At 54.0% G+C, this 25760-nt stretch carries 19 protein-coding genes and 1 pseudogene; 4 read left to right on the plus strand and 16 right to left on the minus strand.

Translation table 11 applies throughout. The features are described 5' to 3' along the window. Together AXE65_RS14075 and AXE65_RS11790 are read left to right on the plus strand one after the other, a co-directional pair. A pseudogene (locus AXE65_RS14075) lies at positions 1-287 on the plus strand (hypothetical protein); the annotation flags it as partial. Between the two features lie 59 nt (positions 288-346). Next, positions 347-1339, plus strand: coding sequence for a D-2-hydroxyacid dehydrogenase family protein (locus AXE65_RS11790; RefSeq protein WP_068392669.1), 993 nt, complete (start codon positions 347-349; stop codon positions 1337-1339). On the opposite strand, the gene AXE65_RS11795 is transcribed toward AXE65_RS11790, so the two are convergent. From AXE65_RS11795 to AXE65_RS11830, 8 genes are all read right to left on the minus strand, one after another. Further along, the gene (locus tag AXE65_RS11795) at positions 1336-2487 is read right to left on the minus strand and encodes a 1-acyl-sn-glycerol-3-phosphate acyltransferase (RefSeq protein ID WP_068392672.1); all 1152 of its coding nucleotides are present in this window, start codon (positions 2485-2487) and stop codon (positions 1336-1338) included. The genes AXE65_RS11790 and AXE65_RS11795 overlap by 4 nt on opposite strands. Positions 2488-2575: 88 nt before the next feature. Further along, positions 2576-2872, minus strand: a complete 297-nt coding sequence (locus AXE65_RS11800; protein WP_068392680.1) for a hypothetical protein — start codon at positions 2870-2872, stop codon at positions 2576-2578. Between the two features lie 87 nt (positions 2873-2959). Beyond that, a complete protein-coding gene (locus tag AXE65_RS11805) occupies positions 2960-3430 on the minus strand; it encodes a regulatory protein RecX (RefSeq protein WP_068392681.1) in 471 nt (156 codons plus the stop codon). Between the two features lie 6 nt (positions 3431-3436). Continuing rightward, entirely contained in the window at positions 3437-4549 is a 1113-nt protein-coding gene (gene recA / locus AXE65_RS11810; protein WP_068392682.1) for a recombinase RecA, read from the minus strand. A gap of 36 nt (positions 4550-4585) precedes the next feature. Next, positions 4586-5080, minus strand: a complete 495-nt coding sequence (locus AXE65_RS11815) for a CinA family protein (protein WP_068392688.1) — start codon at positions 5078-5080, stop codon at positions 4586-4588. Next, the gene (gene nfuA / locus AXE65_RS11820; protein ID WP_068392690.1) at positions 5067-5651 is read right to left on the minus strand and encodes a Fe-S biogenesis protein NfuA; all 585 of its coding nucleotides are present in this window, start codon (positions 5649-5651) and stop codon (positions 5067-5069) included. Before nfuA ends, AXE65_RS11815 begins: the two co-directional genes overlap by 14 nt. Before the next feature lie 64 nt (positions 5652-5715). Further along, a complete protein-coding gene (locus AXE65_RS11825; protein WP_068392699.1) occupies positions 5716-6483 on the minus strand; it encodes a class I SAM-dependent methyltransferase in 768 nt (255 codons plus the stop codon). Next, entirely contained in the window at positions 6480-7856 is a 1377-nt protein-coding gene (locus AXE65_RS11830; protein ID WP_068392703.1) for an aspartate aminotransferase family protein, read from the minus strand. The genes AXE65_RS11825 and AXE65_RS11830 overlap by 4 nt, the downstream gene beginning before the upstream one ends. A 155-nt stretch (positions 7857-8011) precedes the next feature. On the opposite strand from AXE65_RS11830, the gene AXE65_RS11835 reads away from it, so the two are divergent. Next, entirely contained in the window at positions 8012-9799 is a 1788-nt protein-coding gene (locus tag AXE65_RS11835) for a cation:proton antiporter (RefSeq protein ID WP_068392705.1), read from the plus strand. Here the strand turns inward: AXE65_RS11835 and uvrD are convergent. From uvrD to AXE65_RS11850, 3 genes are all read right to left on the minus strand, one after another. Beyond that, the gene (gene uvrD, locus AXE65_RS11840; RefSeq protein ID WP_068392708.1) at positions 9796-11982 is read right to left on the minus strand and encodes a DNA helicase II; all 2187 of its coding nucleotides are present in this window, start codon (positions 11980-11982) and stop codon (positions 9796-9798) included. The two genes, AXE65_RS11835 and uvrD, sit on opposite strands and share 4 nt — an antisense overlap. Before the next feature lie 75 nt (positions 11983-12057). Next, positions 12058-14343, minus strand: a complete 2286-nt coding sequence (gene ptsP / locus AXE65_RS11845) for a phosphoenolpyruvate--protein phosphotransferase (protein WP_068392711.1) — start codon at positions 14341-14343, stop codon at positions 12058-12060. Positions 14344-14353: 10 nt separating this feature from the next. Then, positions 14354-14833: an RNA pyrophosphohydrolase gene (locus tag AXE65_RS11850; RefSeq protein WP_068392713.1), complete on the minus strand. Its 480-nt coding sequence runs from the start codon at positions 14831-14833 to the stop codon at positions 14354-14356. 114 nt (positions 14834-14947) lie between these two features. On the opposite strand from AXE65_RS11850, the gene queA reads away from it, so the two are divergent. Beyond that, entirely contained in the window at positions 14948-15991 is a 1044-nt protein-coding gene (gene queA, locus AXE65_RS11855; RefSeq protein ID WP_068392717.1) for a tRNA preQ1(34) S-adenosylmethionine ribosyltransferase-isomerase QueA, read from the plus strand. Between the two features lie 41 nt (positions 15992-16032). Here queA and AXE65_RS11860 read toward each other — a convergent pair whose 3' ends face one another. From AXE65_RS11860 to AXE65_RS11880, 5 genes are all read right to left on the minus strand, one after another. Further along, positions 16033-18420 (minus strand): efflux RND transporter permease subunit, encoded by a 2388-nt coding sequence (locus AXE65_RS11860; RefSeq protein ID WP_068392718.1) that lies wholly within the window; start codon positions 18418-18420, stop codon positions 16033-16035. Positions 18421-18506: 86 nt separating this feature from the next. Then, positions 18507-19556, minus strand: coding sequence for a WD40/YVTN/BNR-like repeat-containing protein (locus AXE65_RS11865; protein ID WP_239685095.1), 1050 nt, complete (start codon positions 19554-19556; stop codon positions 18507-18509). A 35-nt stretch (positions 19557-19591) separates the two neighbouring features. Continuing rightward, entirely contained in the window at positions 19592-20968 is a 1377-nt protein-coding gene (locus AXE65_RS11870) for a DUF1329 domain-containing protein (RefSeq protein WP_068392719.1), read from the minus strand. A 90-nt stretch (positions 20969-21058) separates the two neighbouring features. Further along, positions 21059-23140 carry a DUF1302 domain-containing protein gene (locus AXE65_RS11875; protein WP_068392724.1) on the minus strand — a complete coding sequence of 694 codons (2082 nt, stop codon included), beginning with the start codon at positions 23138-23140 and terminating at the stop codon, positions 21059-21061. A 288-nt stretch (positions 23141-23428) separates the two neighbouring features. Then, complete coding sequence (locus tag AXE65_RS11880) at positions 23429-25498, minus strand: DUF1302 domain-containing protein (RefSeq protein WP_068392727.1); 2070 nt, start codon at positions 25496-25498, stop codon at positions 23429-23431. Positions 25499-25760 lie beyond the last annotated feature (262 nt).

Raw genomic sequence — 25760 nt, forward strand, 5'->3', positions numbered from 1 at the left:
TGATTTTCGAACGTTTGAAGTACCTATTTTTACCAGTCATATCAGGAAGTTATCATGCCATAAAAACATGTTTGCTTCCTAAGACCCTTCTATTAAAAGCTCAAGGTGCTTCTGGCGTGCCTGCAAATATCGCACTGTTGTATGCTGCGGTTCCCTGTGCGGGTAACGCCTATATTCTTGCTCGGCAAATGGACGGTGACGCTGAGGCTATGGCCTCCATCATAACCTGGACGACTATGCTTTCCGGAATAACTATTACCCTTATCCTCGGCAGCTTTTTCTTCTAAGGTAAGCCGCCTGGCATCTTGAGTGTAATTCCACTTTGTTTTTATGATAAACCGAGTTAATGAATATATTGATACCCGATGATTATCAAAGTGCAGTCGAGAAACTTCCTTGTATGGAGCTACTGGCTGCACATTCGGTCAGCTTTCTTGGTGATCTCACGCAGAAAAAGGATATTGATCCGATTCTGGCCGAGACCGACTGCTTAGTACTGATCCGCGAGCGAACCCGTGTCGACGCAGTCTTGCTCAAGAAAATGCCCAATCTTCGGTTAGTCAGTCAAACTGGCCCTGTTGGTCGGCATATCGACATAGAGGCCTGCAACGCTGCCGGCGTAGCTGTAATGCAAGGGATTGGTTCGCCTTATGCACCAGCCGAATTTGCCTGGCTTCTTATCATGAGCGCTTATCGGCGTGTCCATGAAGCCATTGATGCGTTTCGCCAAGGACAATGGCAGGTCAATATAGGTAGTGAGCTGCATGGTCGAGCGCTGGGCATCCTCGGCTTCGGTAAACTAGGTAAGCTGGTTGCCAACTATGCACACGCCTTTGGCATGCATGTACAGATCTGGGGTAGTGAGCACTCCCGGGCAGAAGCCGTCAAGGCCGGTTATAGAGCCTGCACAAGCCGGGAAGAGTTTTTCGCCAGCAGCGACATAGTGACCGTACACCTGCGTCTGACCGATGAGACACGCAACTCCATCACCCATGCAGACTTGTCGCACATGAAGCCGGATGCAGTGTTTGTAAACACCAGCCGCGCTGAACTGCTGGTGCCAGGCGCACTGGAGATTGCCCTTGGTCAGGGCAGGCCAGGGTATGCTGCGGTAGATGTATACGAATCCGAACCTATCTACGATTGCCAACATCCACTACTTTCTCTGCCCAATGCACTATGCACACCGCATCTTGGCTATGTGGCTGAGCAGAGTTACGAGACATATTTCCGCAGTGCCTTCAATAATGTCTTGCAGTTCCTCTCTGGTGATTACAGTACGGTTCTTAACCATGCCGCGATGCCCTGGCCTCATCAACTAAAAAGTTCAGCGAATTAGCCTTCTTTTAAACGATATTGGTTTTGCACTGGCGTTGCGTATTGGCGGATAAGCCAAGGGCGGTGGGCGGGTTCGCAGGCGGACAGGCGTTTTTGCCACTGCTCCTTGGCTTCTTTTAATTCTGTCTCGGCAAACAGGCTGGCGGCGGGCGGCACGTTCAGCGTACTGTCCCGCTCTTCCCAATCGGCATAGGCAAGGTAGTTTATCGGGAACAATCGGCAGTTCGTTCTTATCTGCCGATCGATGGCCAAGGCCAGCGCTTTGGCGTCGTCCACCGGCTCAAGCGGCGTGCCAAAGTGCACGTGCACGCGCCCTTTAAAGCCGGTAATGCCAAGGGCGATACTGGCATCGTCTTCACCGGCGGCTTTGACGTACTGGCCGGTCGTTTCACGGATATACAGCTCGCGCGCTTTGGCCGTATCGCAGGGGTCGTATTCGTAGCTGATGGCGAGCGGGGTCATACGTAAATCACGAACACATTCGCTAAAAGCGGCTTCTTTACAGGCCAGATGAAACATTTTGAGAATGGCAGGGTCAGTATGGTCGTCACCATCTTTAGCGCGGCCTTCGGCTTGGGCAATCCAGACCAGCTCGCCGTCATGTCGTATGGAATGGTTGATATAAGCGGAAAGCAACTGAAGGGCCGCCAATTTTTCCCGCCGCCCAGTCAGCGAACGCTGCACGATAAAACTTTTATTAAGCCGCATCAGGTCAGCCACAAAGGGCTTTTGTAGCAGGTTATCGCCAATGGCAATGCGCAGCGTGCGCCGTGCGGATTGGTACAAGGCGTAGTTGGCAAAGGTCGGGTCCATCACGATGTCGCGGTGATTGGCGATAAACAGGTGCGCCTTGTCAAGTTCAAGGTGCTCCACGCCAGACCAACTGACGCCCGACGTGCTGCATTCAATGGTGCGGTTGATGTAAGGCTCGATATGCACCTGCAATTGCGCCACGGTTTGGATAGTGCGCAACTGCGCCTGTAAACGAAGCCCCAATAACGGGCGCAGCAATGCCGTGCGTAGCGCCCCCAATGCGGGGTAGCGAAAGCGGATAAGGCTATCCAAAAAGGCTTTATCTTTGCTTAATCGCGCCAATATAACGGGCACTTCGCTATCGTTGTAAGGTCTTATCGCGTCAAATAAGTCCATAAGCTCTCTATTTACTCAAAGGCCGTTTCGGGTAAGTTTTAGCGGCTGGCTTTTTGCCGCTTACAGTAAGCCAGCCGCTGCTTTGCTTTTAGTCGACTTTCTTTAGATGCAGGATTCCCGCCAAGCCTTCGCCTTGTAGACTGCCGTCATCCAAGATATTTAAGGTCAATGTGGGTTTTTCTTGCGGGTTGCCGATTTTCAACACACGGCCTTCACGGGTAAAAGATACAACGCGCTCAGTTCCGAGCATATGAATGGTCACTTTGCCATCATTTTGGAAGCTGTATTTAACGCCCACAGCATCCTGATAGTCGCCACTAAAACCCTGTCCACAACCGGTAAACAGTAACAGGGCAACGGTTAGATAAATCACTCGCACCAACATAAAAGCATCCTCGTGGGTTTCCTATAAGGTTTTTGACCAAGGCGTACCGTGCTCAAAGCCACTCAGGCACCAGTCAAGGACGATATTTTACCAGTCATCCATTGCCGCGCACTTAAGCAGCCGATGGATTAAGGACAAGGGATAACCACGCCCGGCAAGGAAGCGGATTTGCTTGTCGCGTTCACGAGGGTTTTTCGGCAGCTCGCCGTTAAATTTGCGCTGCCAAGTGGTTTTCAGCAGAGACGGCCAATCCAATTCGGCGCTTTGCAGGGCAATGTCTGCATCTTCTGCAGCAATACCGCGACTGCACAGCATTTGACGGATATGCAGCGCGCCAAATCCGGCTTCGGCACGGGTTCTAATGGTGCTTTCCAGATAGCGGGCTTCGGACAGCAAGTTCTCTTCTTGCAGCGCATCCAGCGTGCTGTCAATCCAAGGCTTAGCTGCGCCGCGCTGGATCAGTTTTTGCGTCAGCTCAAGCCTTGTGTGTTCGCGCCGCGCCAGTAAATTCAGCGCGATGCGGCGTACATCGGCCGGACTTTCCACGACGCGGCGCATGGTTTTTTAACGGTCTTCTTGCGCTTCGACTTCAGCCGGGGTGTCTTCATCGGCACCGCTGTTATTGTCCGCCAGCATCGGCGCCACGACGGCACCAGCGGCCAGTTTTTCGCGTACCAATTTTTCAATAGTGCCGCAAAGTTCCGGGTTATTTTCCAAAAACTTGGCGGTATTGGCCTTGCCTTGGCCGATTTTATCGCCCTGGAAGCTGTACCAAGCCCCTGATTTTTTCACCAAGTCAAATTGCACGCCAAGGTCAATAATTTCGGCCTGGCGGGAAATGCCTTTACCATAAAGGATATGAAATTCGGCCTGGCGGAAAGGTGGGGCGACTTTGTTTTTAACCACTTTAACCCGCGTTTCATTGCCAATAATCACATCGCCTTCTTTAATCGGCGTACCACGACGAATATCCAAACGTACCGAGGCATAAAACTTCAAAGCATTACCGCCGGTGGTGGTTTCTGGATTGCCGTAGGAAACACCAATTTTCATACGGATTTGGTTAATAAAAATCACCAAACAATTGGCACTTTTAATACAGCCGGTAATTTTGCGTAGTGCTTGCGACATCAGCCTGGCTTGCAAGCCGACGTGGGCATCACCCATATCGCCTTCAATTTCGGCTTTCGGCACCAAAGCGGCTACCGAGTCAACAATGATGACATCGACCGCGTTGGAGCGAATCAGCATTTCGGCAATTTCCAGCGCTTGTTCGCCAGTATCCGGCTGTGAAATCAACAGGTCAGGAACATTAACGCCCAGTTTGGCGGCGTATTCCGGGTCGAGCGCATGTTCGGCATCGACGAAAGCGCAGGTTGCCCCCAGTTTTTGCGCTTCAGCAATCACGGACAAGGTCAGCGTGGTTTTACCTGAGGATTCCGGCCCGAAAATCTCGACAATGCGCCCCTTGGGCAGCCCGCCAATACCAAGGGCAATATCCAGTCCCAGCGAGCCGGTGGGTATCGCCGGAATGGCTTGGCGCTGTGCATCGCCCATGCGCATCACCGCGCCTTTGCCAAAGGATTTTTCAATCTGTGCCAGTGCCGCGCCCAGGGCTTTCTTTTTTTGATCTTCCGCTGTTAATTTTTCCTTTTTGCCGTCGCCCGCCGCTGCCATTGCTGTCCCCTAGATGGTTTGCCAAAAATCGCGTGATTATACGCCTTCAATAAGATGCAGTAAGCCTTGCAAAGCGGCGCAGACGGTATGGCGTCTGACCTCATCACGGCTGCCATTAAAGTGGTGCGTATGCGTGTGGATAGCGTCATCATCGGCAAGACCAATACAGACCGTACCCACTGGTTTTTCTTTTGTGCCGCCAGAGGGGCCGGCCACGCCGCTTACCGCAATGGCAAAGCGTGCGCCGCTGAGTTTTTGCACGCCACGCAACATGGCCGCGACCACCGGCTCGCTCACCGCGCCCTGTTGTTCCAACAGTGCTGTTGAGACGTTAAGGCGAGCCGTTTTCTGCGTGTTGGAATAGCTGACAATGCCTAATTCAAACCAAGCCGAACTGCCTGGCGTTCGGCTAATCGCCTCGCTAATGCCGCCGCCGGTGCAGGATTCGGCGCAGGCCACCTGTTCGCCGATTTTACTCAGCGCCGCGCCAAGCCCGGCCGAAAGGGCGTCGATTATTTCAGTAGTAGGCATTTTCGCGGTTGCTGTGATCGGTGACGTCACGCACGCCTTTAAGCTGCGGGATGCGCTCTTTGAGCGTACGCTCCACGCCGTCTTTAAGCGTCATATCGACCATCCCGCAGCCTTGGCAGCCGCCGCCAAAACGCAGCACGGCAATGCCGTCTTCCACCACTTCAATCAGCGCAACCTGCCCACCGTGGCTGGCGAGGTTAGGGTTGATTTCGGTTTGCAGGTAGTAATGGATTTGCTCGCTCAGCGGACTGTCTTCGTCAATCATCGGCACTTTGGCATTGGGTGCTTTGATGGTTAATTGCCCACCCATACGGTCGGCAGCGTAATCGACCAGCGCGTCCTCTAAAAATGGCTCACTGACGGCGTCAATCCAGGCGGTAAAGTCTTTAAGCGCCAACGCACGGTCGCCTTCTTGCTGCTCGCCGGGCTGGCAGTAGGCAATGCAGGTTTCCGCCTGCGGCGTGCCGGGGTTTTCAATAAAAACGCGGATGCCTACGCCTTCTTTATCCTGCTTTTTCAGCAGACCCAACAGGTAGTCTTGGGCGGCTTCGGTAATGTTGATGGCAGTCATAAAAAATCCTCATAAACGGCTGCCAGTGTACGCCAATGCCCTGCTTTCGCCCAAAAAAAGCAGGTTATCGCGCGATCAGTTTCTGCTTCGGATAAATATCAAAGCGGCAAGATTTGCCGGTTAGGCTGAGCGCGGGCGCAAGATTAGCTAAACTGGGGGCTTTACGTGGACGTTTGACGACGACGCGGTGACTGGCAAGGTTAAGGGCAGCGGTTAACAAGGCGCTGTCGTCTTTCGCTTGGTTTTCCAACAGCAGGCGCAGCAAATTCAGGTCTTTTTTAACGGCGGCGGATTGTTTTTGCTGGGGAAACATCGGGTCGAGATAAATCACTTCGGGCGGCTCAGCCGTCCAACTTTGCATTAACCGGCAAGCGTCGCCTTCGATTAAGTCTATGCGCTGAATAATCGCTGCCGTGCTTTCATCTTGAACAGCGCGGTTAAGGCCGTCTTCTAGTAGCGCGGCCAATATAGGCTCGCGTTCAATCATTTGCACCTGGCAGCCAAGGCTTGCCAGCACAAAAGCATCGCGCCCCAAACCTGCGGTCGCATCCAGCACCTTGGGGCGGATAGCGCCTTTAATACCGATGGCGCGGGCAATCATCTGGCCGTTGCCGCCGCCAAATTGACGGCGGTGAGCCGCCGCACCTTGGGTAAAATCCACGCGCAACGGATTGGGCGCCAGCGGCCTCTGTTCGGCCAGTTGCAGGCCATTGGCGCCCACTTGCAGCATTAACTCGGCGTCTTGTGACAGCGGCAGCTTAAGGCGTTCGGCGTAGCTTTGCGCGACCCCTAAAAATTCGGCGCTTAACGCCTGCACGCCAATTTTCGTCATGCGAGCAGGTCAGTGAGCGCCGCATCCAACAGCTCCAGCAGGCGGGCGACATCAGCGGGCTGTGTTTGCGGGCTGCACAGCATCATATTGTGGAACGGCGTGATCAGGATGCCGCGGTTAATCAGGTACAGATGCAGCGCCTGTTGCAGACTGTCATGAAAGGCCGCTTCGGCCTGTGCACCGTTTTTGGGTGGATGCGGGCAGAACTGAAACTCGCAGCGCGCACCTAACTCAGTCACAGACCAAGGCAGACCGTGCTTATCGATTACACCACGCAATCCCGCCGCCAGTTGTGCTGCCAAATCCAGCATATGGGCGTAGGCGGCTTCGGTCATCACTTGTTCCAGATTGACGCGCATACAGTGCATGGCGAGCATGCCCGCCGACAGCGTGGTTCCCATGCCGCTGTGACCGTGCTGCCCTGCCGACTGCTGCCCCGCGCGTTGCTGCGCTTGCTGCATGGCGCGACTCATCTCAAAGCTACAGCCGTAAACGGAAGCCGGTACACCGCCGGCAACGGCTTTGCCAAGGACAAAAAAATCCGGCTGCAAATCCCACAAACGAGTGCAGCCGCCATAGCCGGTGGAAAGGCTGTGGGTTTCGTCAATGATCAGCAAAGTACCGTATTTTTGCGTCAGTTCGCGGCAGCTTTGCATAAAGCCGGGTTCGGGTAGCACCATACCGATATTAGTCATCGCGGGTTCGCAGAGTAGCGCCGCGACATCACCACTCGACAGCGCCGCTTCCAGCGCCTGCACGTCATTAAACGGCACAACGCGGCTGTATTGGGCGAGGTCGTAGGCTTGTCCCAACAGGCCGGGGCGAGCCGTGGTGCGACCGTTTTTGCAACGCACCATCACATCATCGACCGTGCCGTGATAACAGCCATCGAATAACAATAGGGTTTTTCGCCCAGTAATCGCCCGCGCCCAGCGCAGGGCAAAGCGGTTGGCATCGGTCGCGGTGATGGCCATCTGCCAAAACGGCAGAGCAAACCGCTCAGTCAATAATTCACCGCAAACCACCGCATCTTCCCCGGGCAGCATGCAGGTCAAGCCGTTTGCACCCTGCTGCGCCAACGCTGCCGCAATCGGCGCGGGCGAGTGGCCGAACATACTGCCGCTATCGCCCAAGCAAAAGTCGATGTACTCGTGCCCGTCCACGTCATAAAAACGTGCGCCTTGCGCCCGCTCCACAAATAAAGGCCGCGGAGTAGACCAGTCGCTCATCCAGTGCATCGGCACGCCGCCGTACAGGCTTTGCTGCGCTCGCCCGGCGAGGGCGACGGATTTGGGGTGACGCGCCAAAAAGCGCTCAGCCTCGTTTGCGGCAAGACGGGTAACGGCGGCCTCTAAGATACTTCTTGGGCGCATGATGAAACTCCTTATTGTTAAATGAAGTGGCGGCCATTGTCTGCTGGCGGCGTAGGAGGTGGCAAATCTGCTAGAATCTTGCGCTATTTTGCGCCGATAAGGGCGCTTTGACCCCATCACCCTGCCCGCTTTGCGGCTGAAGAGGAGCCAAGATTATGCATGCCCATGCCATCAGTTTTATTCAAGACTTAGCGGTGCTGATGCTTACCGCTGGCATGGTCACTATCCTCTGCCATCGTTTTCGCCAGCCGGTCGTTTTAGGTTATATCCTCGCCGGATTTTTAATCGGCCCGCATATGCCGCTGTTTGAGCTGGCGAGTCTTAGTAAAGGCGGGCTGATTAACGATGAAGAAAGCATTAAAACCTTGGCCGAACTCGGCGTTATCTTTTTAATGTTCTGTTTGGGGCTTGAGTTTTCCCTGCGTAAATTATTTAGCGTCGGCGCGACGGCATTTTTTGCCGCCTTTATGGAAATTCTGTTAATGGTCTGGCTGGGCTGGGAAGTCGGCCAGTTTTTTGGCTGGACGCGGATGGACTCGATCTTTTTGGGCGCAATCCTCGCCATGTCCTCCACCACCATTATTGTTAAAGCGCTCAGCGATTTAAAGATGAAGCACGAGCGCTTTGCGCAGCAGATTTTTGGCGTATTGATTGTTGAGGATATATTAGGTATCGGCATTATTGCCTTGTTATCCGGCATTGCCGTTAGCGGTAATGTGGAACCCGGCGAAGTGTTTTCCACCGTGGGCAAACTCTCGCTCTTTATGATTGTTGCACTGGTCATTGGCATTTTATTGGTTCCGCGCTTATTGTCTTATGTTGCCAAGTTTGAAAGCAGCGAGATGCTGCTGATTACCGTGCTGGGGCTTTGTTTTGGCTTTTGCCTGCTGGTGGTTAAATTACAATACAGCATGGTACTGGGCGCGTTTTTAATTGGCGCCATTATGGCCGAGTCACGCCAGTTAATGCAGATTGAAAAACTGATTGAACCGGTGCGCGATATGTTTAGCGCGATATTTTTTGTCGCCATCGGTTTAATGATTGACCCTGCCACTTTGCTCAGCCAGCCTTGGCCGATTTTTGTGATTACTTTAGTCGTGATTTTTGGCAAGGTGATTTCGTGCAGTTTGGGCGCGTTTTTGGCCGGTAATGACGGACGCACTTCACTGCGCGTCGGCATGGGGCTTTCACAGATTGGCGAGTTCTCTTTTATTATCGCAGCGCTCGGTATGACACTTGGCGTAACCAGTGATTTTCTTTATCCGATTGTGGTTGCCGTATCGGCCATTACGACATTAACCACGCCCTATCAAATCCGCGCCGCCGACCCGATCAGCCGCACGTTAACCAGTTGGATGCCAGCACCCATTGCGCGGGTTTTTGGTCTTTACGGTGAATGGCTGCGCAATATTTCCCCGCAAGGTGATGGCGTGCTGATTATGGCGATGATTCGCAAGATTATTCTGCAAATCGGCGTCAACTTTGCTTTGGTGGTTGCCATATTTCTCGCCAGCGCCTGGTTTGCCGCGCCGATTGCCGCTTATTTAAATCATTGGATTAGCCAAGACAACCTGCAAAAAGGCATTATTTGGAGCGGTGCCTTATTAGTCTCGCTGCCGTTTTTAATTGCCGCTTACCGTAAACTGAAAGCGCTTTCCATGATGCTTGCGGAAATGGGCGTAAAAGCAGAAAAAGCCGGACGTCATACGTTGCGTGTGCGCCGCGTAATTGCCGAGTTAATACCGCTGTTATCACTCGGCACCATGTTCTTTTTATTGATGGGACTTTCCGCCAGTATTTTGCCCACGATGGAATTATTAGTCATTATCGCTCTGTGCGCGGCACTGGTCGCCGTTTTACTGCGGCGCTGGTTTATTCGCGTACACACGAAAATACAGGTGGCTTTATTGGATACTTTGGAACAGGGCAAAGAAGGGCATTAAATCGCCTGTAATTTGGCATGTGACAGCACCAGCCATTTGCTGTCGCTGTCAATAAATTTAACTTGCACTTGGGTATGTTTGCCGCTGCCTTCAAAATCCATAATCACGCCTTCGCCAAATAGCGGGTGATAAACCGATTGGCCCAGACGAAAGCCGCTATCTTGCGCGGCCTGCTGCACCGTATGCGCACGGGCATTAAAGGCCGGGGTCTGTAACGCGCCAAACGGGCGCACTTCTTCGATAAGCCCCTGCGGGATTTCACGGACAAAGCGCGACAGCGGATGGCTGCGTTCGCTGCCGTTAAGCCAGCGCTGTTCGGCATGGGTTAGTACCAACTGGCGCATGGCACGGGTAATGCCGACATAGGCGAGACGGCGTTCTTCCTCCAAACCCACTGCCGATTCCAGCGTTAAACCGTGCGGGAACAAGCCGTCTTCCATGCCCACCAAAAATACCAAGGGAAACTCCAAGCCCTTGGCGCTGTGCAGCGTCATTAACTGCACGCAGTCTTCATCGGCCTCGCCTTGCGTGTCACCGGCTTCAAGCGAAGCATGGGCAAGGAAGGCTTGTAGCAGGCTTAAATGATCGTCTTGAGCTTCTTCCTTCTCGAACTGCTCTTGAAAAGCACGCGCCGCGCCGACCAACTCGCCCAAGTTTTCTACTCTTGCCTGCGCTTTGCTGCCTTTTTCCTCGCGGTGGTAATTAAGCAGACCACTGCCCTCAATGGCGTTTTGCACCATTTTTGCCAGGCTCTTGCCCAGATTTTTTTCTTCCAGCGTATCGAGCAGCTTGATAAAAGCACTTAAAGCGGATGCCGCGCGAGCGGGAAACGCCTTGGCCGGAAGCGCCCGCTGCAACGCCGTCCACATCGATAAGCCCTGCTCGCGGGCAATATCGCGCAAGATTTGCACTGTGCGCTCGCCGATACCGCGTGGCGGCAGGTTGATCACGCGCTCAAGCGCCGCATCGTTATCGCGGTTTTCCAGCAGGCGCAGCCAAGCAATGGCGTTGCGGATTTCCGCGCGGTCATAAAAACGCAAGCCGCCGTGGATTCGGTAGGGAATTTGCGCCATCAACAGCGCTTCTTCCAGCGCCCGCGACTGCGCGTTGGAGCGGTACAAAATGGCGATTTCCCGCCGCACAAGACCGTCTTGCTGCGCCCGCTCGATGCGCCCTGCGACAAAACGCGCCTCGTCCTGCTCGTTCAGCGCAGAATAAAGCAACAGGGGTTCGCCCTCACCGCCATCGCTCCACAGCGCCTTGCCGAGGCGCTCCTGATTGTGCGCAATCAGTGCATTGGCGGCTTTTAAGATGGTGCCACTGGAGCGGTAGTTTTGCTCCAGACGGACGATTTGAGCGCCCGCAAAATCTTTGGAAAACTGCTGAATATTCTCGATTTTTGCGCCACGCCAGCCGTAAATCGACTGGTCATCGTCACCGACTACCATCAGGCTCGCGGCCTTGGCTGCGAGCAGGCGCAGCCAAGCGTATTGCACCGCGTTGGTATCTTGAAACTCATCGACCAAGATATGCTGAAATCGCCGCTGATACTGCGCCAGCAGCGCTGGATGGTCACGCCATAAATCGAGCGCTCGCAGCAGCAATTCAGCAAAATCTATCACTCCTGCGCGTGTACAGGCGGCTTCATAGGCTTGATAGATTTGGCACTGGGTCGCGACAAATGGGTCGCCCGCCGCCTGGATATGTTGCGAGCGCCGCCCTTCATCCTTTTGCTGATTGATAAACCACTGAGCCTGTCGTGCAGGCCATTGTTTTTCATCCAAAGAAAGCTCGCCGATGACCCGCTTAATCAGCCGCTGCTGGTCTTCGCTGTCAAGTATTTGAAAATTCTGTTCCAACTTCGCCTCCTGCCAATGCGCACGCAGCAGGCGATGGGCGAGGCCGTGGAAGGTGCCAACCCACATGCCTTGCGGACTTTCTCCCAGCAGTTCGCCAAGACGCTGGCGCATTTCACCCGCGGCTTTATTGGTAAAAGTCACCGCCAATACGCTGTGACGGGATGCCTCCAGACACTGAATTAAAAAGGCTATGCGCTGCACCAGCACACGGGTTTTACCGGAACCGGCACCGGCCAGCACCAGTTGGCAACCTAAGGGGGCTGCGACCGCTCGGCGCTGGGCATCGTTTAATGAGGCGAGGAGTAAGTCGGGTGAAATAGACATAAGCAATTAAAGGCTTGAACTCCAGGGTCTGTCCCGTTCGTTCAAAAAGAATAAAAAACCGCTCCAAATAAAGCCTTAGCCTTGAATAGTCGCGGCCGGGTTGATAATGCGGCCCAAGCCCAGATTGCGCAGTGCCAGTTGCAGTTCGCTGTGGGCGACCAAGGGATGGTCGTTGCGCAGGGTTTGTGCCAGTAGTGTTTTGGCTTTGTCCAAGCTGACTTGGCGTAGCAGCCATTTGACTTTGGGCAGGTTGGCGGCGTTCATCGACAGGCTGTCAAAGCCCATTGCCATCAGCAGTACGGCGGCAGACGGGTCGCCGGCCATTTCGCCGCAAATGCCGACCGGTTTGCCTTCGGCGTGGCCGCCCTCAACCACGGTGAGCAGCGCTTGCAGCAGCGCCGGATGCAGAAAGTCGTAGAGTTCAGCCACGCGCGGGTTGTTGCGGTCTACCGCGAGCAGGTATTGGGTAAGGTCATTGGAGCCGACCGAGAGAAAATCCACCATCCGCGCCAGTTCGCGCACCTGCCAGACGGCGGACGGCACTTCAATCATCACGCCAATCGGCGGCATGGACAGTTCAATGCCTTCATCACAGACCTCGCCAAAAGCGCGGTGGATCAGGTGCAGCGATTCTTCCAGTTCGTGCACGCCAGAAATCATCGGCAGCAGGATGCGTAGATTGTTAAGACCTGTGCTCGCTTTAAGCATGGCGCGTACCTGTACCAGAAAAATCTCCGGATGGTCGAGTGTCACGCGAATGCCGCGCCAGCCCAAAAACGGGTTGTCTTCTTTAATCGGGAAATAGGGCAGCGCTTTGTCGCCGCCAATATCCAGTGTGCGCATGGTCACCGGTAATGGGGCAAAGGCGGCGAGTTGTTCGCGGTAGGTATCGCGTTGTTCACGTTCGCTGGGGAAGCGCTCTTTCATCATAAAAGGCACTTCGCTACGGTACAGCCCCACGCCTTCTGCGCCGCGCTCCTGCGCCCTGGCGACATCGACGAGCAGGCCGGTGTTGACCAAAAGTGGCATGCGGTGGCCGTCCGGCGTGATGCAGGGCAGTCCGCGCAGTGCATCAAGACCCTTGGCGAGTTGGCGCTCTTCCTGCTCAACCTCGATATATTGCTGGCGTATCGCCTCGCTGGGGTTGCTGTAGACCTCGCCGTGGTAGCCATCGACGATCAGTTCGATGCCATCGACCTTGGCGTAGGGAAAATCCACCACGCCCATCACCGTGGGAATACCCATCGCGCGCGCAAAAATGGCGACGTGCGAGTTACCCGAACCCTGCACGGAAACAAGCCCCACCAGCTTGCCCGGCGGCACTTCACCGAGCATGGCCGGCGAGAGTTCCTCGCTGACCAAAATGCAGTTATCCGGGAAGCTGCGCGTTTGCTTGCGTTCTTGCTGCAAAAAGGCGAGCAGACGGCGACCTAAATCGCGCACGTCGGCGGCGCGTTCGCGCAGGTAAGCATCGTCCATCATCTCAAAGCGCTGCACGTGTTCCTGCACCACTTGGCGCAACGCACCCTGCGCCCATTGGCCGCTTTGGATGATGGCCAAGACCTCTTGGCCTAACGCGCTGTCGCTTAGCATCATTTGATAGACATCAAACAGCGCTTGTTCTTCTGGCCGCAAATTGGCCGCGAGCTTATCGGCAAGCCTTTGTATATCCTTGCGAACAAAGGCGAGCGCTTCATTAAATAGCTTGATTTCGCTATCGATATGATCGGCCGGTTTATCCGGCACGCTGTCCAAATCCGCCGGTGGTAATAACAGCAGCGCTTGCCCCACAGCAACGCCGGGCGAGCCAGGCACGCCGATAAAGTGCGCTTCCTCTTGCTTGGGCGACTGGCCTTTGGCGGTGAGGCTGCGAATGGAGCCGGTCGCCTCAGCATGCACAATCACTGCGGCAAGCTGTGCGCTCATGGTGACCAAAAACGCCTCGTCACCTTCATCGAAGCTGCGCCGCTCGCCCTGCTGGATCACCAGCACACCCAGCACGCGACGGTGATGGATAATCGGCGCACCCAAAAACGACTCGTAGTGCTCCTCGCCGGTATCTTTAAAGTAGCGGTAGCGCGGATGCTCCGAGGCGTGTTCAAGATTAAGCGGCTCTTCGCGGCTGCCGACCAGTCCCACCAAGCCCTCGCTGGGTGACATGCTCACTTTGCCGATGGTTTCGGGGTTGAGTCCATCGGTTGCCATCAGTACAAAGCGGTTGGTGGCAGGATCCAGCAGATAGACCGAACACACCTCGCTTTGCATCGCCGATTTAACGCGCTGCACGATAATATCCAACGCCGCTTGCAGGCTGGGCGCGGCGTTGACTTCCTGGACGATTTGACGAAGTGTGCTTAGCATCCGGGTTCCATTAAGTGCAAAGCGGCAGGCGTGGGGCGAGTTCTTTTAACGCGCGGCGATAGACCTCGCGTTTAAACTCGACAATCTGCGAAAGCGGATACCAGTAGCTCACCCAGCGCCAGGTATCGAACTCAGGCTGCGGGTGCAGGTCAACCCGCACCCGCTCATCCGCCCCCATAAGACGCAGCAAAAACCATTTCTGCTTCTGCCCGATGCATTTGGGATGCCCGCGTGAACGCACCAAATGGCTCGGCAGGCGGTAGTGCAGCCAGTGGCGGGTACTGGCGAGGATTTCAACATCCTCAGGATTAAGCCCGACCTCTTCGTTTAACTCGCGGTACATCGCCTGTTCGGCGCTCTCGCCCAAATTGATGCCACCTTGCGGAAACTGCCAAGAGTCCTGCCTAAGCCTTCTCGCCCAAAGCACCTGCCCGGCATCGTTTGCCAAAATAATCCCCACATTGGGGCGAAAACCGTCCGCATCAATCACTTAAAAGGTGCCTCTGATACTTTGTCCGCATTGTTCCACAGAGCAAGGCAAGGCGGCAAATGCCGCTTTTTCGGCTAAACTGCGCCGCCCGGAAGTGCCTTTGCTTGGCTTTATATGCGCGTTGCCGATTTTTATTTTGACCTGCCCAAATCCTTGATTGCCCGCTATCCGCTTAAGCGGCGCACGGACAGCCGCCTGCTGCTGCTCGATGGGCGAAGCGGTGCAGTGCAGCATCAGCGTTTTACTGAATTGCCGCAGCAATTAAAGGCGGGCGACCTGCTGGTACTAAACGATACCAAGGTCATCGCCGCGCGACTGTTTGGGCATAAAACAAGCGGCGGACGGGTGGAGATTTTGTTGGAGCGCCTGCTCGATGATCGCCGCGCCTTGGTGCAGCTGCGCAGCAGCAAAACGCCCAAGGCGGGCAGCCTGATCAGGCTGGGTGGCGGCACCGAGGCGCGCTTGCTCTCGCGGCATAACGCTTTGTTTGAACTGGAATTTAACCAAGCCATTTTGCCGCTGTTGGAACAAGCCGGACAAATTCCGCTGCCGCCCTATCTGGAACGCGAGGCCGAAGTACTCGACGGCGAACGCTATCAAACCGTCTACGCAACGCACCCCGGCGCGGTGGCCGCACCTACCGCGGGGCTACATTTTGACCAAGCACTGCTGGCAAAGCTAAAAAGCCAAGGCGTGGAAAGTGCCCGTGTCACCTTGCATGTGGGGGCAGGTACGTTCAGCCCGGTGCGCAGCGAACAGGTTGAGCAGCACCAAATGCACAGCGAGCGCTTTGAAGTCAGCCAAGCCTTGGTCGATGCGGTAGCCGCTTGCCGGGCACGCGGCGGGCGCGTGATTGCCGTCGGCACGACTTGCGCAAGAGCGCTGGAAAGCGCGGCATTAAGCGGCAAGCTACGTGCACAGCAGGGCGAAACCGATATTTTCCTCTATCCCGGACGACGCTTTCATGTGGTCGATAAGCTGCTGACCAACTTCCATCTGCCGGGTTCAACCTTGCTGATGCTGGTTGCCGCTTTTGCCGGATACCGAAACTGTATGCAGGCGTATCAAGTCGCCATTGCCGAGCAATACCGTTTTTTTAGCTACGGTGATGCCATGCTGATTAGCCGCAATCCCAATGCGGATGCGCCCGCCGACTAATCGCCCTCCCCTCCCCGCCAGCGGTGGAGGGGAGATGCCAGCTAATGAGCCAGTGAAAAGCGGCCTGCGCTTTGTTTCACTATTTTGTTCGGGTCAATCAGATAACGCGCCAAGGCAGGCAGCAGCCAGAGCGCTCCCCACATGTTGAGCAGGAACATAAAGGTCAGCATCAGCCCCATATCCGCCTGGAACTTAATCGCCGAATAAACCCAAGTCTCTACGCCCAAGGCAAGGCACAGTCCGGTAAACAGTACCGCGCGACCGGTGGATTTCAGCGTTTGGTAATAGGCTTCCTGCAACGGCAGGCCTTCGCGCAAGAAGGTAGACAGGCGACTGTAGACATAAATGCCGTAGTCCACGCCGATGCCAACGCCGAGCGCAATCACTGGCATGGTCGCGACCTTAACGCCGATGCCGAGGAAGGCCATCAGCGCATTCCCCAAAATGGAGGTCAAAATCAGCGGCAGCACAATGCAGGCGGTCGCGGCGATGGAGCGAAAGGTAATCAGGCACATCGCGCCAACGCACAGGTAAACCAGCAAAAGGATCAGAATTTCCGAACGGGCAATCACTTCGTTGGTCGCCGCTTCAATCGCCGCGTCACCGGCACCCAGCATAAACTGCAAGCCCGGGCGGTCGTTTTCGGCGGCAAAGTCGCGTATCAACTTGGTCACACGCGCCAAGGTTGCGGCTTTGTGGTCGTCCAAAAATATCAACAGCGGTGCCATTGAACAGGTATTGTTAAACAGCTTCTGCCCGATATTGGAAACCGAGTTATCGAGCACCGATTGATTGCGCGACAGTGCCTGCCATTTCAGGCTGCCTTCGTTAAGCGCCATAACCACCAGCTTGGAGGCGGTGACCAAGGACTCGGCAGACTGCACGCCTTCGGTGTTTGTCAACTTCCACATCAGACGGTCGAGCGGCTCCATCATGGAATAGGCCGTGCAACCATCCTCCGGGGTCACCACCATCACCACCATCAGGTCATTGGTGACGCTGTAGTTTTTGGTAATAAAGTCCACATCCAGGTTATAGCGCGAGTCCGGCCGCAGCTCCGGTGCGCCGCTGTCGAGGTCGCCAATTTGCAGGTGGGTTTTCTGATACCAAAAACCGCTCACCGCCAGCGCCAATGCAATAAAGATGGAGATGGGTGCCACTTTCGGGCCTGCAAAGTTGGACAAAAGCCGCCAAAACGGATGCGGCCTTATCGCATCATTCTTACTGCGCTGTATCGCCTTGCGACTGATGCCGATATAGGAAATCGCTACCGGCAGCAAAATCAGGTTGGTAAAGACGATAACGGCAACGCCCAGCGAGGCGCCGATGGCGAGTTCATGGATCACGCCAATATCAATCAGCATCAGGGTAATAAAACCCACCGCATCGGCGAGGATGGCGATCATCCCGGGCAAAAACAATTGGCGGAAGGTTCGCCGCGCGGCAAGCAACGAGGTATCGGCTGAACCGGATTGCAAAGCAATACCGTTGATTTTTTGCACGCCGTGCGAAATACCGATGGCAAATACCAAAAACGGAACCAGCATTGAATACGGGTCAATGCCAAATCCTACCAAACGCACCAGACCAATTTGCCAAATCACGGCCACCAAGGTGGTCGTCACCACGGCAATGGTGCTGCGAATACACCAGGTAAACAAATAAAGCAGGGCGAAAGTAATGAGCAGGCAAATAGCAAAAAAACCAACCACTTGAATTAAACCATCAATCAGATCGCCCACTTTTTTGGCAAAGCCGGTGATATGTATGACTACATTGGGATTTTGCGCCTGGTATTTATCACGGATTTTTTCTTCCAATTCATGCGATAAACGCTGATAGTCGAGTTTAAGTAATTTACCGGGATTATCCGGATCGGGATAAGACTCAAGTAACGGCGCATTGATCATGCTGGATTTAAAGTTTTTGGCAACTAAGCGCAATCCTTCCTGAGAAGACAATAAATTATTACGCAGTTCGGTAATGCTTGCCGCCGAGCCGTCGTAGGTCTGCGGGATAATCTCGCCACCGGATAAACCATCTTCAGTGACCTTAACCCAGCGTATTGCAGGGCTCCACAGCGAAGTTAAAGCAGAGCGGTCAACCCCGGGCAGAAAAAACACTTCATCGTGCATCTGGCGCAGGGTTTCCAGATACTCAGCGTTGAAAATATCGCCCTCTTTCGCTTCTACCACAATACTGATGTTATTGCCGCCCAGCCCTTCCAAGTCGCTGCGATACTTGAACATATTGGCAATAATCGGGTGATGCTGCGGAATCATCTTCTCAAAACTGGTTTCCGGCAGTACCCGAACCGCCTGCCAAGCCAAAAATACCGTGACCACAAGACAAAGTCCGATAACGATCGGGCGATTATTAAAAATCAAGCGTTCCAGGGCCGTACCCTGTTCTTGCTGCGGGTCATTCATGGATTGTCCACCAAGGCTTATTGTTGCAATGCAAATAGTACTATTTGGAACCTTTGTTGCTTTTTATCGCTGTAGCGCTGCGACCTTCAGCGCTGTGACACGGCCAATGGTTTACCATCTGCGGCAGCCGTTACCAGCACGCCCGCCTGCCCTACCAGAACCAAGTTGCCATTGGCGGCGAGTGCAAGCTGCGACAAGGACAAAAGGTCAGAACGCGGCTCAATTTGGAAGCTCTGCCCAAAGTCTCGACTTTGCAACAAGGTTCCACCATGACCCACCAGAAAAATACGCCCATCACTGGTACGCAGACCAGAAGACAAACCGTATTCCAACAGATTACCCGCCGCAGCCTGCACGGCAACACGCTGCCAGTTTTCCCCCAAATCCGTAGAGTGATAGATATGCCCACGCAAACCAAAAACCAACACACCAGAGGATTGACCGCTACCTAATACGCCAAACAGCGAGCCGTCATAAGGGCTTTGCAGGGTTTCCCAGGTCAAGCCTTTGCTACGCGAGCGAAATATCGAACCCGCTTCCCCCACAATAAACAAAGTGCCATCAGTAGTTTGTGCAATGCCATTAAGGTGATAGCCATCGGGGTTATCCAACCAATCGGAGACCTCTTGCCAATGCTTGCCTGCATCGGTGGTGTTGTACAACGCGCCGTAAGCACCAATGGCAAAACCGGTGTTTTCGTCGGTAAACAGCAGGTCAAGCAGCGGTGCACCTTCATCGCTGGCAGGATCTGCATGTTGCACGCTCCAGCTTTCGCCGCCATCAGCGCTGTGCAAAATCAACTTGTCGTAGCCCACTGCCCAGCCGTTTTGCGCATCGACAAAACGAACCGCCGTCAGCACTTGCCGGGTCGGCACCTTTGCTTGCGTCCAGTGGCTTCCGTTATCGTCTGAATAGAGAATGTGACCGCGCTCACCGACCGCAACCAGCCGCGTGCCCGCGCGAGCGATACCCAGCAGCAGGCCGTGCACCGCTTTGTTGGACAAAACGGCATAGTCGGCTTGGTTTGCTGAATCGTTTGTCTCTTGCTGAGCCAAAGCCGCCGGTGAAAATCCCAAGCTCATCAACAGCGGTGCCGCAACAGCCAGCCGCAACAGTGCCGGGACATGGCCGCGCATAACGCGCGGCCACTCCTTTGTAGACAGGCTCATCATTAACGGGTGCCACGTCTGCGCAGCGCCGCCGGACTGAAGTAGTCGTCATTCGGCACCGGTAGGCTGAAGTCGGCCGATGCAGGCGCTTCGTCAACCAAGTTCATGACAAACAGACGGCGTGATTGCAGGTCATGGTACATATCCAGCGCCGACCAAGTGGTTGGCAGTACGTAGAAGTTGGTCAAAAGTGCCATCGATACGCGCCATAGTTCACCACGACCGTCGTACTGATCGGCGAGCGCAATTTGCCAGCTATCCTCGTCAAGGTAGAAGGTGCGACGCGAATAGACGTGCCTTGCACCGGCTTTCAATTTGCCTTCCACCACCCAAACGCGGTGCAGCTCGTAGCGGGGGTATTCGGGATTGACGTGGCCGGGTTTCAGGATGTCGCTGTATTTGAGTTTGCCTACGCCAATCTGGTAGTTGTTGTAGGGAATGTAGATTTCCCGTTTGCCCACCAACTCCCAGTCGTAGCGGTCCGGTGCGCCGTTGTACATGTCGGTATCGTCGGCAGTACGCATGCCTTCGGAGTCGATAATCGGCGTGTCGTAAGAAATGTTCGGCGCACGGCGCACACGGCGCTGTCCCGCAGTATAAATCCACGCATTGCGCGGCTCTTTAATCTGGTCAATGGTTTCGTGTACCAGCACCGCATCACCGGCCAAGCGCGGCGGTGCCTTGATGAAAATCATGTAGTAAAACAGCACGTTATTTAAATCCGCAAAGCTGCCGCCGCGCCGGTAGTAGCGAAACAACACTTCCTGCTGCCCGGTAGCCAAGCTGAAGCTGCCGTTGCGCTGGACAACGGCTGATGAGGTAAAGGGAGCGACCAAGAAGGTACCGCGATAGCGGGTCATGTGGTTCCAAACCACCTCAACGCCACTTTGCGGAATAGGGAAGGCAATGCCGCCATAAGCATCAACAAAGCTGTTGCCGTCGTTGGTTAGACGGGCGGTGACTGCGTTCTTTTTGGTGTTGTCATACACCCACTGCGGCGCGGCTCCGCTACGGCGGGTTTGGTAGACCTTCATTTTGAAGGTATCCGGGTAAGCATCAAACAACGCAATTTGCCCCGGGGTCAAATTGGCTTTGTATTGCTCCAAATTAGCCTTGGTAATGGTAAATACTGGCTGGTCACTCTCATACGGATTGACGTAATGCCGCGAGGATTCCAAAAAACCCGCCGGCGGCTTGGTCAAGCCACCATCCCAAGCGGGGATAGTACCGCTGGCATTAGCGGCACGCTCACCGCCGAGCGGCATTAAATCCTTACCGAGCCTATCGGCTTCCTGCTGTGAGACAGCGGCCTGTCCCTGTGTGCTTAGTGCTGCCAAGGTAAGCGTCAAGGCGGTCAATAGATACTTCTTGTTTAACATATGATTCTCCGTAAGGTACCGTCGGTGCTGATTATTTCCCCCTTTGCTCAAAATAGCCGAGTAAAGGGAACAGTCTAAAAATAACTTAAATTAAAAGGTGTACTTAACATTGAAGCTGGCGTTGTCACGGTCGCGCATTTGGTTGTTCATGCCGCCGCCCCAAAACTCAGTGTACTGCATCTCAGCTTCCAGATTTTCCAGTTCAGCACGCATTCCGACCGAATAAGCCTTGGCTCCTTCGACAAAGTTGCCGGTCATGTGCGAGTTACCCTTGAAGGAATCCTGATAGACAATAAAAGGCTTTAAGCTAAGTCCAAAGACATTGTTCCAAGTGCCTTCCAAAGACAGGGTTAGTCCATAGGCATTCCGGCTGATTTGGTCTTTATCCGCGCCGCCTTCAAAGTAAGAACGGTTGCCGCGTCCGGTTAAGCGCCGCTGAACCAAGCCGGCTTTTTTCGCGGTAAGCGGCGAGCTGGTGTCATAGCCTGTGTATTTCAGGCTGCTGCCGCGGTAATGTTCGGAAGCGATGTTAAACAACAAAAGCGATGAGTCAAAGGAAAGCCCCTGCCCAAAGAACTTGATGGCACTGAAGCTGGTATTGAACATCTCAACCCGCTCGTAGTTGGACAGCCTATCCTCCAGCGTCATGCTTTTACCTGCCACTATCGCTGTACCGTCGCCGCCATGAATCAGTCGGGTAAGCGGGTTGTTATCAATGGCAAAGGGTGCCTGATACACCATGTCGGCGATCAGGTCATTGGTGGTCATGATGCCGATCGGCATGTTGGGTCTATAAGTCACTTCACCGCCCCAAGAAACGCCCGCCCATTCGGTCGCAAAACTGAAACCGTACATGCGGATGTCTTCCGGGTATTCTCGCCAGCCGCGCATGGTACCGGCAGCATCAATCGCCATCAGCAGACCGGCATCAATACCCCATCTGTCAATGGCACCTTGCGGATTGGTAAGAAAATCAAGGAGGTTTCCGGCAAACCCTTTGCCATTCCAAATCGGCTGCCCCAATACCAAAGGCAGCATGTCATACGCTTGGTAGCCGCCCATATCGCCCGCCAAGAGCGGTTCTTTGCTGTGATAGTTGACAAAATAAAAGCCAAATTCGGTGTTGTTCAGGCTTTCTGCCGTGTATTTAAAGCTCAGGCCAAACTGGCCGTCATCTCTGGCTTTTTTCTTCGGCATCATGCGCGCCACTTGGACAATGCCATTCTCATCAACGCCCGGGGCTGCGCCGGTAAGGCCATTGGCACAGATGTCAAAGCCCAAAACACTGCAACTGGCACCTACCGCCTGCGGATAAATATCCCGTAGCGGCAGGAATAAATCGGGCTTTTGGTCTGCCCAAGCGGTATGGCCGCCATCGGCGAGCACATCCGTTTCTGAGAAGAAAGTGCCGACCGGCGGCAGGATGGTTTCCTTCCATTTCCATTGATAGAAGGCTTCCATCGATAGGTTATCGGTCAGTCCCAAGTTAAAACTGACCGCCTCCATCGGGGTATACAGCTCCTTCAGGTCGCTTAGGTTGTAGTTCATCATGCGGTAGGTGGATAAATCCATCGGGTTGATGGCGCTGTTGACCCCGCCGCGGTAGAACATGCTCTCACCCCAATTGAGCACGTGCTTGCCAGCAGTGACCTGGAACGGAAGACTGAAAATATCCCAGCTTGCATTGACGTAAGCATCCAGCAACTCGACCTTGCGCCCGGACAGCTTGCGGGTTTTCTTGGGGAAACTATTGTATGGGTCTGCTTGAGCAGGCTCAGGGGTCATGCTGTTTTTAAAGTAATCATTACTGTTTTTGGCAATCTGGTGGTCGTAGTAACCCTTGCCTTTTACGGTCAGGCCATAGTTGCCATAACTCAGCTTAAAGGTTGAAGTCATACTGCCCGCGTTGGTGACAAGGCCAGTGCTGAAGTTACGGTTGCCATCGTTGGTGTTGATGTCATCGTTGTTTTTGTCCTGCTTCTCAACGCGATACATCTGCCCGTAGGACAGGGTTGTATCCAGCGAGCCGGTCAATTCGCCATTCTCAGTACCGAAGTTAAAAGCGAGCGCATCCGCGCACAGCAAAAGCGGCAGCAGGCTGGCCAACGAAAAACCTGCACCGCAAGGAGCAAAACGTACAGAGCGATAAGGCTTCACTTTTGCTGAAGGCATTTAAAGCTACTCCAAAGGCAGTTTATTTTTCTGGGGAACAAGCCTTGTACTCATCCCCCAAGTGCTGGAACCGCTTCCTTACCAGCGTTAGCCAAATCGGAGTACTTCTTTACAACACAGGGCAGAGCACCTGCTACGCGATGCCTGCCATCTCTCCCCGCGTCGGCTTGCCATTCACTCAAAGTGATTGGTAAAGCTGATTTTTCATCAGCTTACCCATCCCAGAAAGCGATTTTTTAGCGGTGCGTGCTGCTCACTTTGCCCCTCGCACTGAATGTCCTCTTGCGTTTAGAAGCTGTATTTAACGTTGAAGCTGGTGTTGTCACGGTCGCGCATCTGATTGTTCATACCACCGCCCCAGAACTCGGTGTACTGCATCTCCGCTTCCAGATTATCCAGCTCAGCGCGCATGCCAATCGAATAAGCCTTGGCTCCCTCAACAAAGTTACCGGTCATGTGCGAGTTACCCTTGAAGGCATCCTGATAGACGATAAAGGGTTTTAGTGTCAGCCCAAAGACATTGTTCCAAGTCCCTTCAAAGGACAGCGTGAAACCATAGGCATCCTTGCTGATTTGGTCCTTGTCCGTGCCGCCCTCATAGTAGGAACGGTTGCCGCGTCCGGTAAGACGACGCTCAACCAAACCCGCTTTTTGCAGGGAAACTGGCTGGCTGGTGTCATAACCGGTGTATTTCAGGCTGCTGCCGCGGTAATGCTCGGAGGCGATGTTAAACAACAGCAATGATGAGTCAAAGGTAAGCCCTGCACCGAAGAACTTGATGGCACTTAAGCTGGTATTGAACATCTCCACCCGTTCGTAGTTGTACAGCGTATCCTCAAGCGTCATGATTTGACCCATCACCGTTGCCGTGCCATCACCGCCATGTATCAAGCGGGTAATCGGGTTGGTATCGATAGCAAAGGGGGTCTGGTAGACAAGGTCAGCAATCAGGTCATTGGTGGTCATGATGCCAATCGGCATGTTGGGTCTGTAGGTGACTTCGCCCGCCCAAGAAACCCCAGCCCATTCGGTCGCAAAGCTAAAACCGTACATGCGGATGTCTTCCGGGTATTGACGCCAGCCACGCACAGTACCGGCTGCGTCAATAGCCATCAGCAGACCAGCGTCAATGCCCCAGCGCTCAATGGTACCCGCCGGGTTGGTGATAAAGTCGAGAATATTGCCAAGACCCCGACCATTCCAGAACGGCTGTCCCAGCACCAAAGGCAGCATGCTGTACCCTTGATAACCACCCATATCGCCAACCAATATGGGCTCTTTGCTGTGATAGTTGACAAAGTACAGGCCAAACTCAGTGTTGTTCAGAGCTTGTGCCGTGTATTTAAAGCTCAGGCCGAACTGACCGTCATTACGGGCATTGCGCTTGGGTGCCATTTTCGCCACTTGCACAATACCATCCATGATGACCCCGGGAGAAAGGCCAAGCAAACCATTGTCACAAGGGTCGTACAGCCCGAAAAGAATGCTGCAACTGTCTTGGATGGCTTGTGGATAAATGTCGCGTACCAGCAAAAACAGTTCGGGAGCTTGGTCTGCCCAAGCCGTATTGCCGCCATCGGCGAGCACATCGGTTTCCGAAAAGAAAGTGCCGACCGGCGGCAGCACGGTTTCCTTCCATTTCCACTGGTAGAAGGCTTCCATCGACAGGTTTTCGGTCAGACCCAGGTTGAAGCTGACCGCCTCCATCGGGATATAGAGTTCCTTCAAATCATTTAAGTTGTAATTCATCATGCGGTAAGTCGACAAATCCATTGGGTTGATGGCGCTGTTGACCCCACCACGATAGAACATACTCTCGCCCCAATTGAGCACGTGCTTGCCAGCAGTGACCTGGAACGGAAGACTGAAAATATCCCAGCTCGCATTCACATAAGCATCCAGCAACTCGGCCTTGCGGCCGGACAGTTCACGGGTTTTCTTCGGAAAGCTGTTGTACGGGTCAGCTTGGGACGGTTCTTCGGTTCTGCTGTTTTTAAAGTAGTCGTTGCGGTTCTTGGCAATCTGATGGTCGTAGTAGCCACGACCTTTCAAGGTCAACCCATAGTCGCCGTAACTTAGCTTAAGGGTTGAAACAATACTGCCCGCGTTGGTGACCAGTTTGCCCTTACTGAAATTGCGGTTGCCGTCATTGGTATTGATGTCATCGTTGTTTTTGTCCTGTTTCTCCATACGGTACATCTGTCCGTAAGACAGGGTCGTATCCAGCGAGCCGGTCAAATCGCCAGCGCTGAAGGAAAATGCCAAAGCATCGGTACAAAGCAGCAATGGCAGCAGCCCTGACAAAGTAGAACAGGCCTTGGCAGGAGAAGAATGCAACAAAATAACAGGCAGTTTCATAGAAGCCTCCCTATGTAGCAGATATTTTTGTTGAACCCATGTCTGTTGAAATACAGCGCTCACTTCTTGAACGGCTTTCCCATAAGCGCCAGTCAAACTCCGTACTGCTGCACTGCAAAACAATGGGTATCCACAAAATCTGCCGGACACCCTACCGTTGTCTTTCTTTTTACTTAGGGTCTTAGGAAGCAAACATGTTTTTATGGCATGATAACTTCCTGATATGACTGGTAAAAATAGGTACTTCAAACGTTCGAAAATC

The organism is Ventosimonas gracilis (genome assembly GCF_001580025.1).
Lineage (GTDB): Bacteria > Pseudomonadota > Gammaproteobacteria > Pseudomonadales > Pseudomonadaceae > Ventosimonas > Ventosimonas gracilis.

Bases quoted from the DNA above. Each gene is read 5' to 3' on its own strand.
- AXE65_RS11790 (WP_068392669.1), top strand. From the start codon at position 347: ATGAATATATTGATACCCGATGATTATCAAAGTGCAGTCGAGAAACTT.
- AXE65_RS11795 (WP_068392672.1), bottom strand. From the start codon at position 2,487: ATGGACTTATTTGACGCGATAAGACCTTACAACGATAGCGAAGTGCCC.
- AXE65_RS11800 (WP_068392680.1), bottom strand. From the start codon at position 2,872: ATGTTGGTGCGAGTGATTTATCTAACCGTTGCCCTGTTACTGTTTACC.
- AXE65_RS11805 (WP_068392681.1), bottom strand. From the start codon at position 3,430: ATGCGCCGCGTCGTGGAAAGTCCGGCCGATGTACGCCGCATCGCGCTG.
- recA (WP_068392682.1), bottom strand. From the start codon at position 4,549: ATGGCAGCGGCGGGCGACGGCAAAAAGGAAAAATTAACAGCGGAAGAT.
- AXE65_RS11815 (WP_068392688.1), bottom strand. From the start codon at position 5,080: ATGCCTACTACTGAAATAATCGACGCCCTTTCGGCCGGGCTTGGCGCG.
- nfuA (WP_068392690.1), bottom strand. From the start codon at position 5,651: ATGACTGCCATCAACATTACCGAAGCCGCCCAAGACTACCTGTTGGGT.
- AXE65_RS11825 (WP_068392699.1), bottom strand. From the start codon at position 6,483: ATGACGAAAATTGGCGTGCAGGCGTTAAGCGCCGAATTTTTAGGGGTC.
- AXE65_RS11830 (WP_068392703.1), bottom strand. From the start codon at position 7,856: ATGCGCCCAAGAAGTATCTTAGAGGCCGCCGTTACCCGTCTTGCCGCA.
- AXE65_RS11835 (WP_068392705.1), top strand. From the start codon at position 8,012: ATGCATGCCCATGCCATCAGTTTTATTCAAGACTTAGCGGTGCTGATG.
- uvrD (WP_068392708.1), bottom strand. From the start codon at position 11,982: ATGTCTATTTCACCCGACTTACTCCTCGCCTCATTAAACGATGCCCAG.
- ptsP (WP_068392711.1), bottom strand. From the start codon at position 14,343: ATGCTAAGCACACTTCGTCAAATCGTCCAGGAAGTCAACGCCGCGCCC.
- queA (WP_068392717.1), top strand. From the start codon at position 14,948: ATGCGCGTTGCCGATTTTTATTTTGACCTGCCCAAATCCTTGATTGCC.
- AXE65_RS11860 (WP_068392718.1), bottom strand. From the start codon at position 18,420: ATGAATGACCCGCAGCAAGAACAGGGTACGGCCCTGGAACGCTTGATT.
- AXE65_RS11865 (WP_239685095.1), bottom strand. From the start codon at position 19,556: ATGCGCGGCCATGTCCCGGCACTGTTGCGGCTGGCTGTTGCGGCACCG.
- AXE65_RS11870 (WP_068392719.1), bottom strand. From the start codon at position 20,968: ATGTTAAACAAGAAGTATCTATTGACCGCCTTGACGCTTACCTTGGCA.
- AXE65_RS11875 (WP_068392724.1), bottom strand. From the start codon at position 23,140: ATGCCTTCAGCAAAAGTGAAGCCTTATCGCTCTGTACGTTTTGCTCCT.
- AXE65_RS11880 (WP_068392727.1), bottom strand. From the start codon at position 25,498: ATGAAACTGCCTGTTATTTTGTTGCATTCTTCTCCTGCCAAGGCCTGT.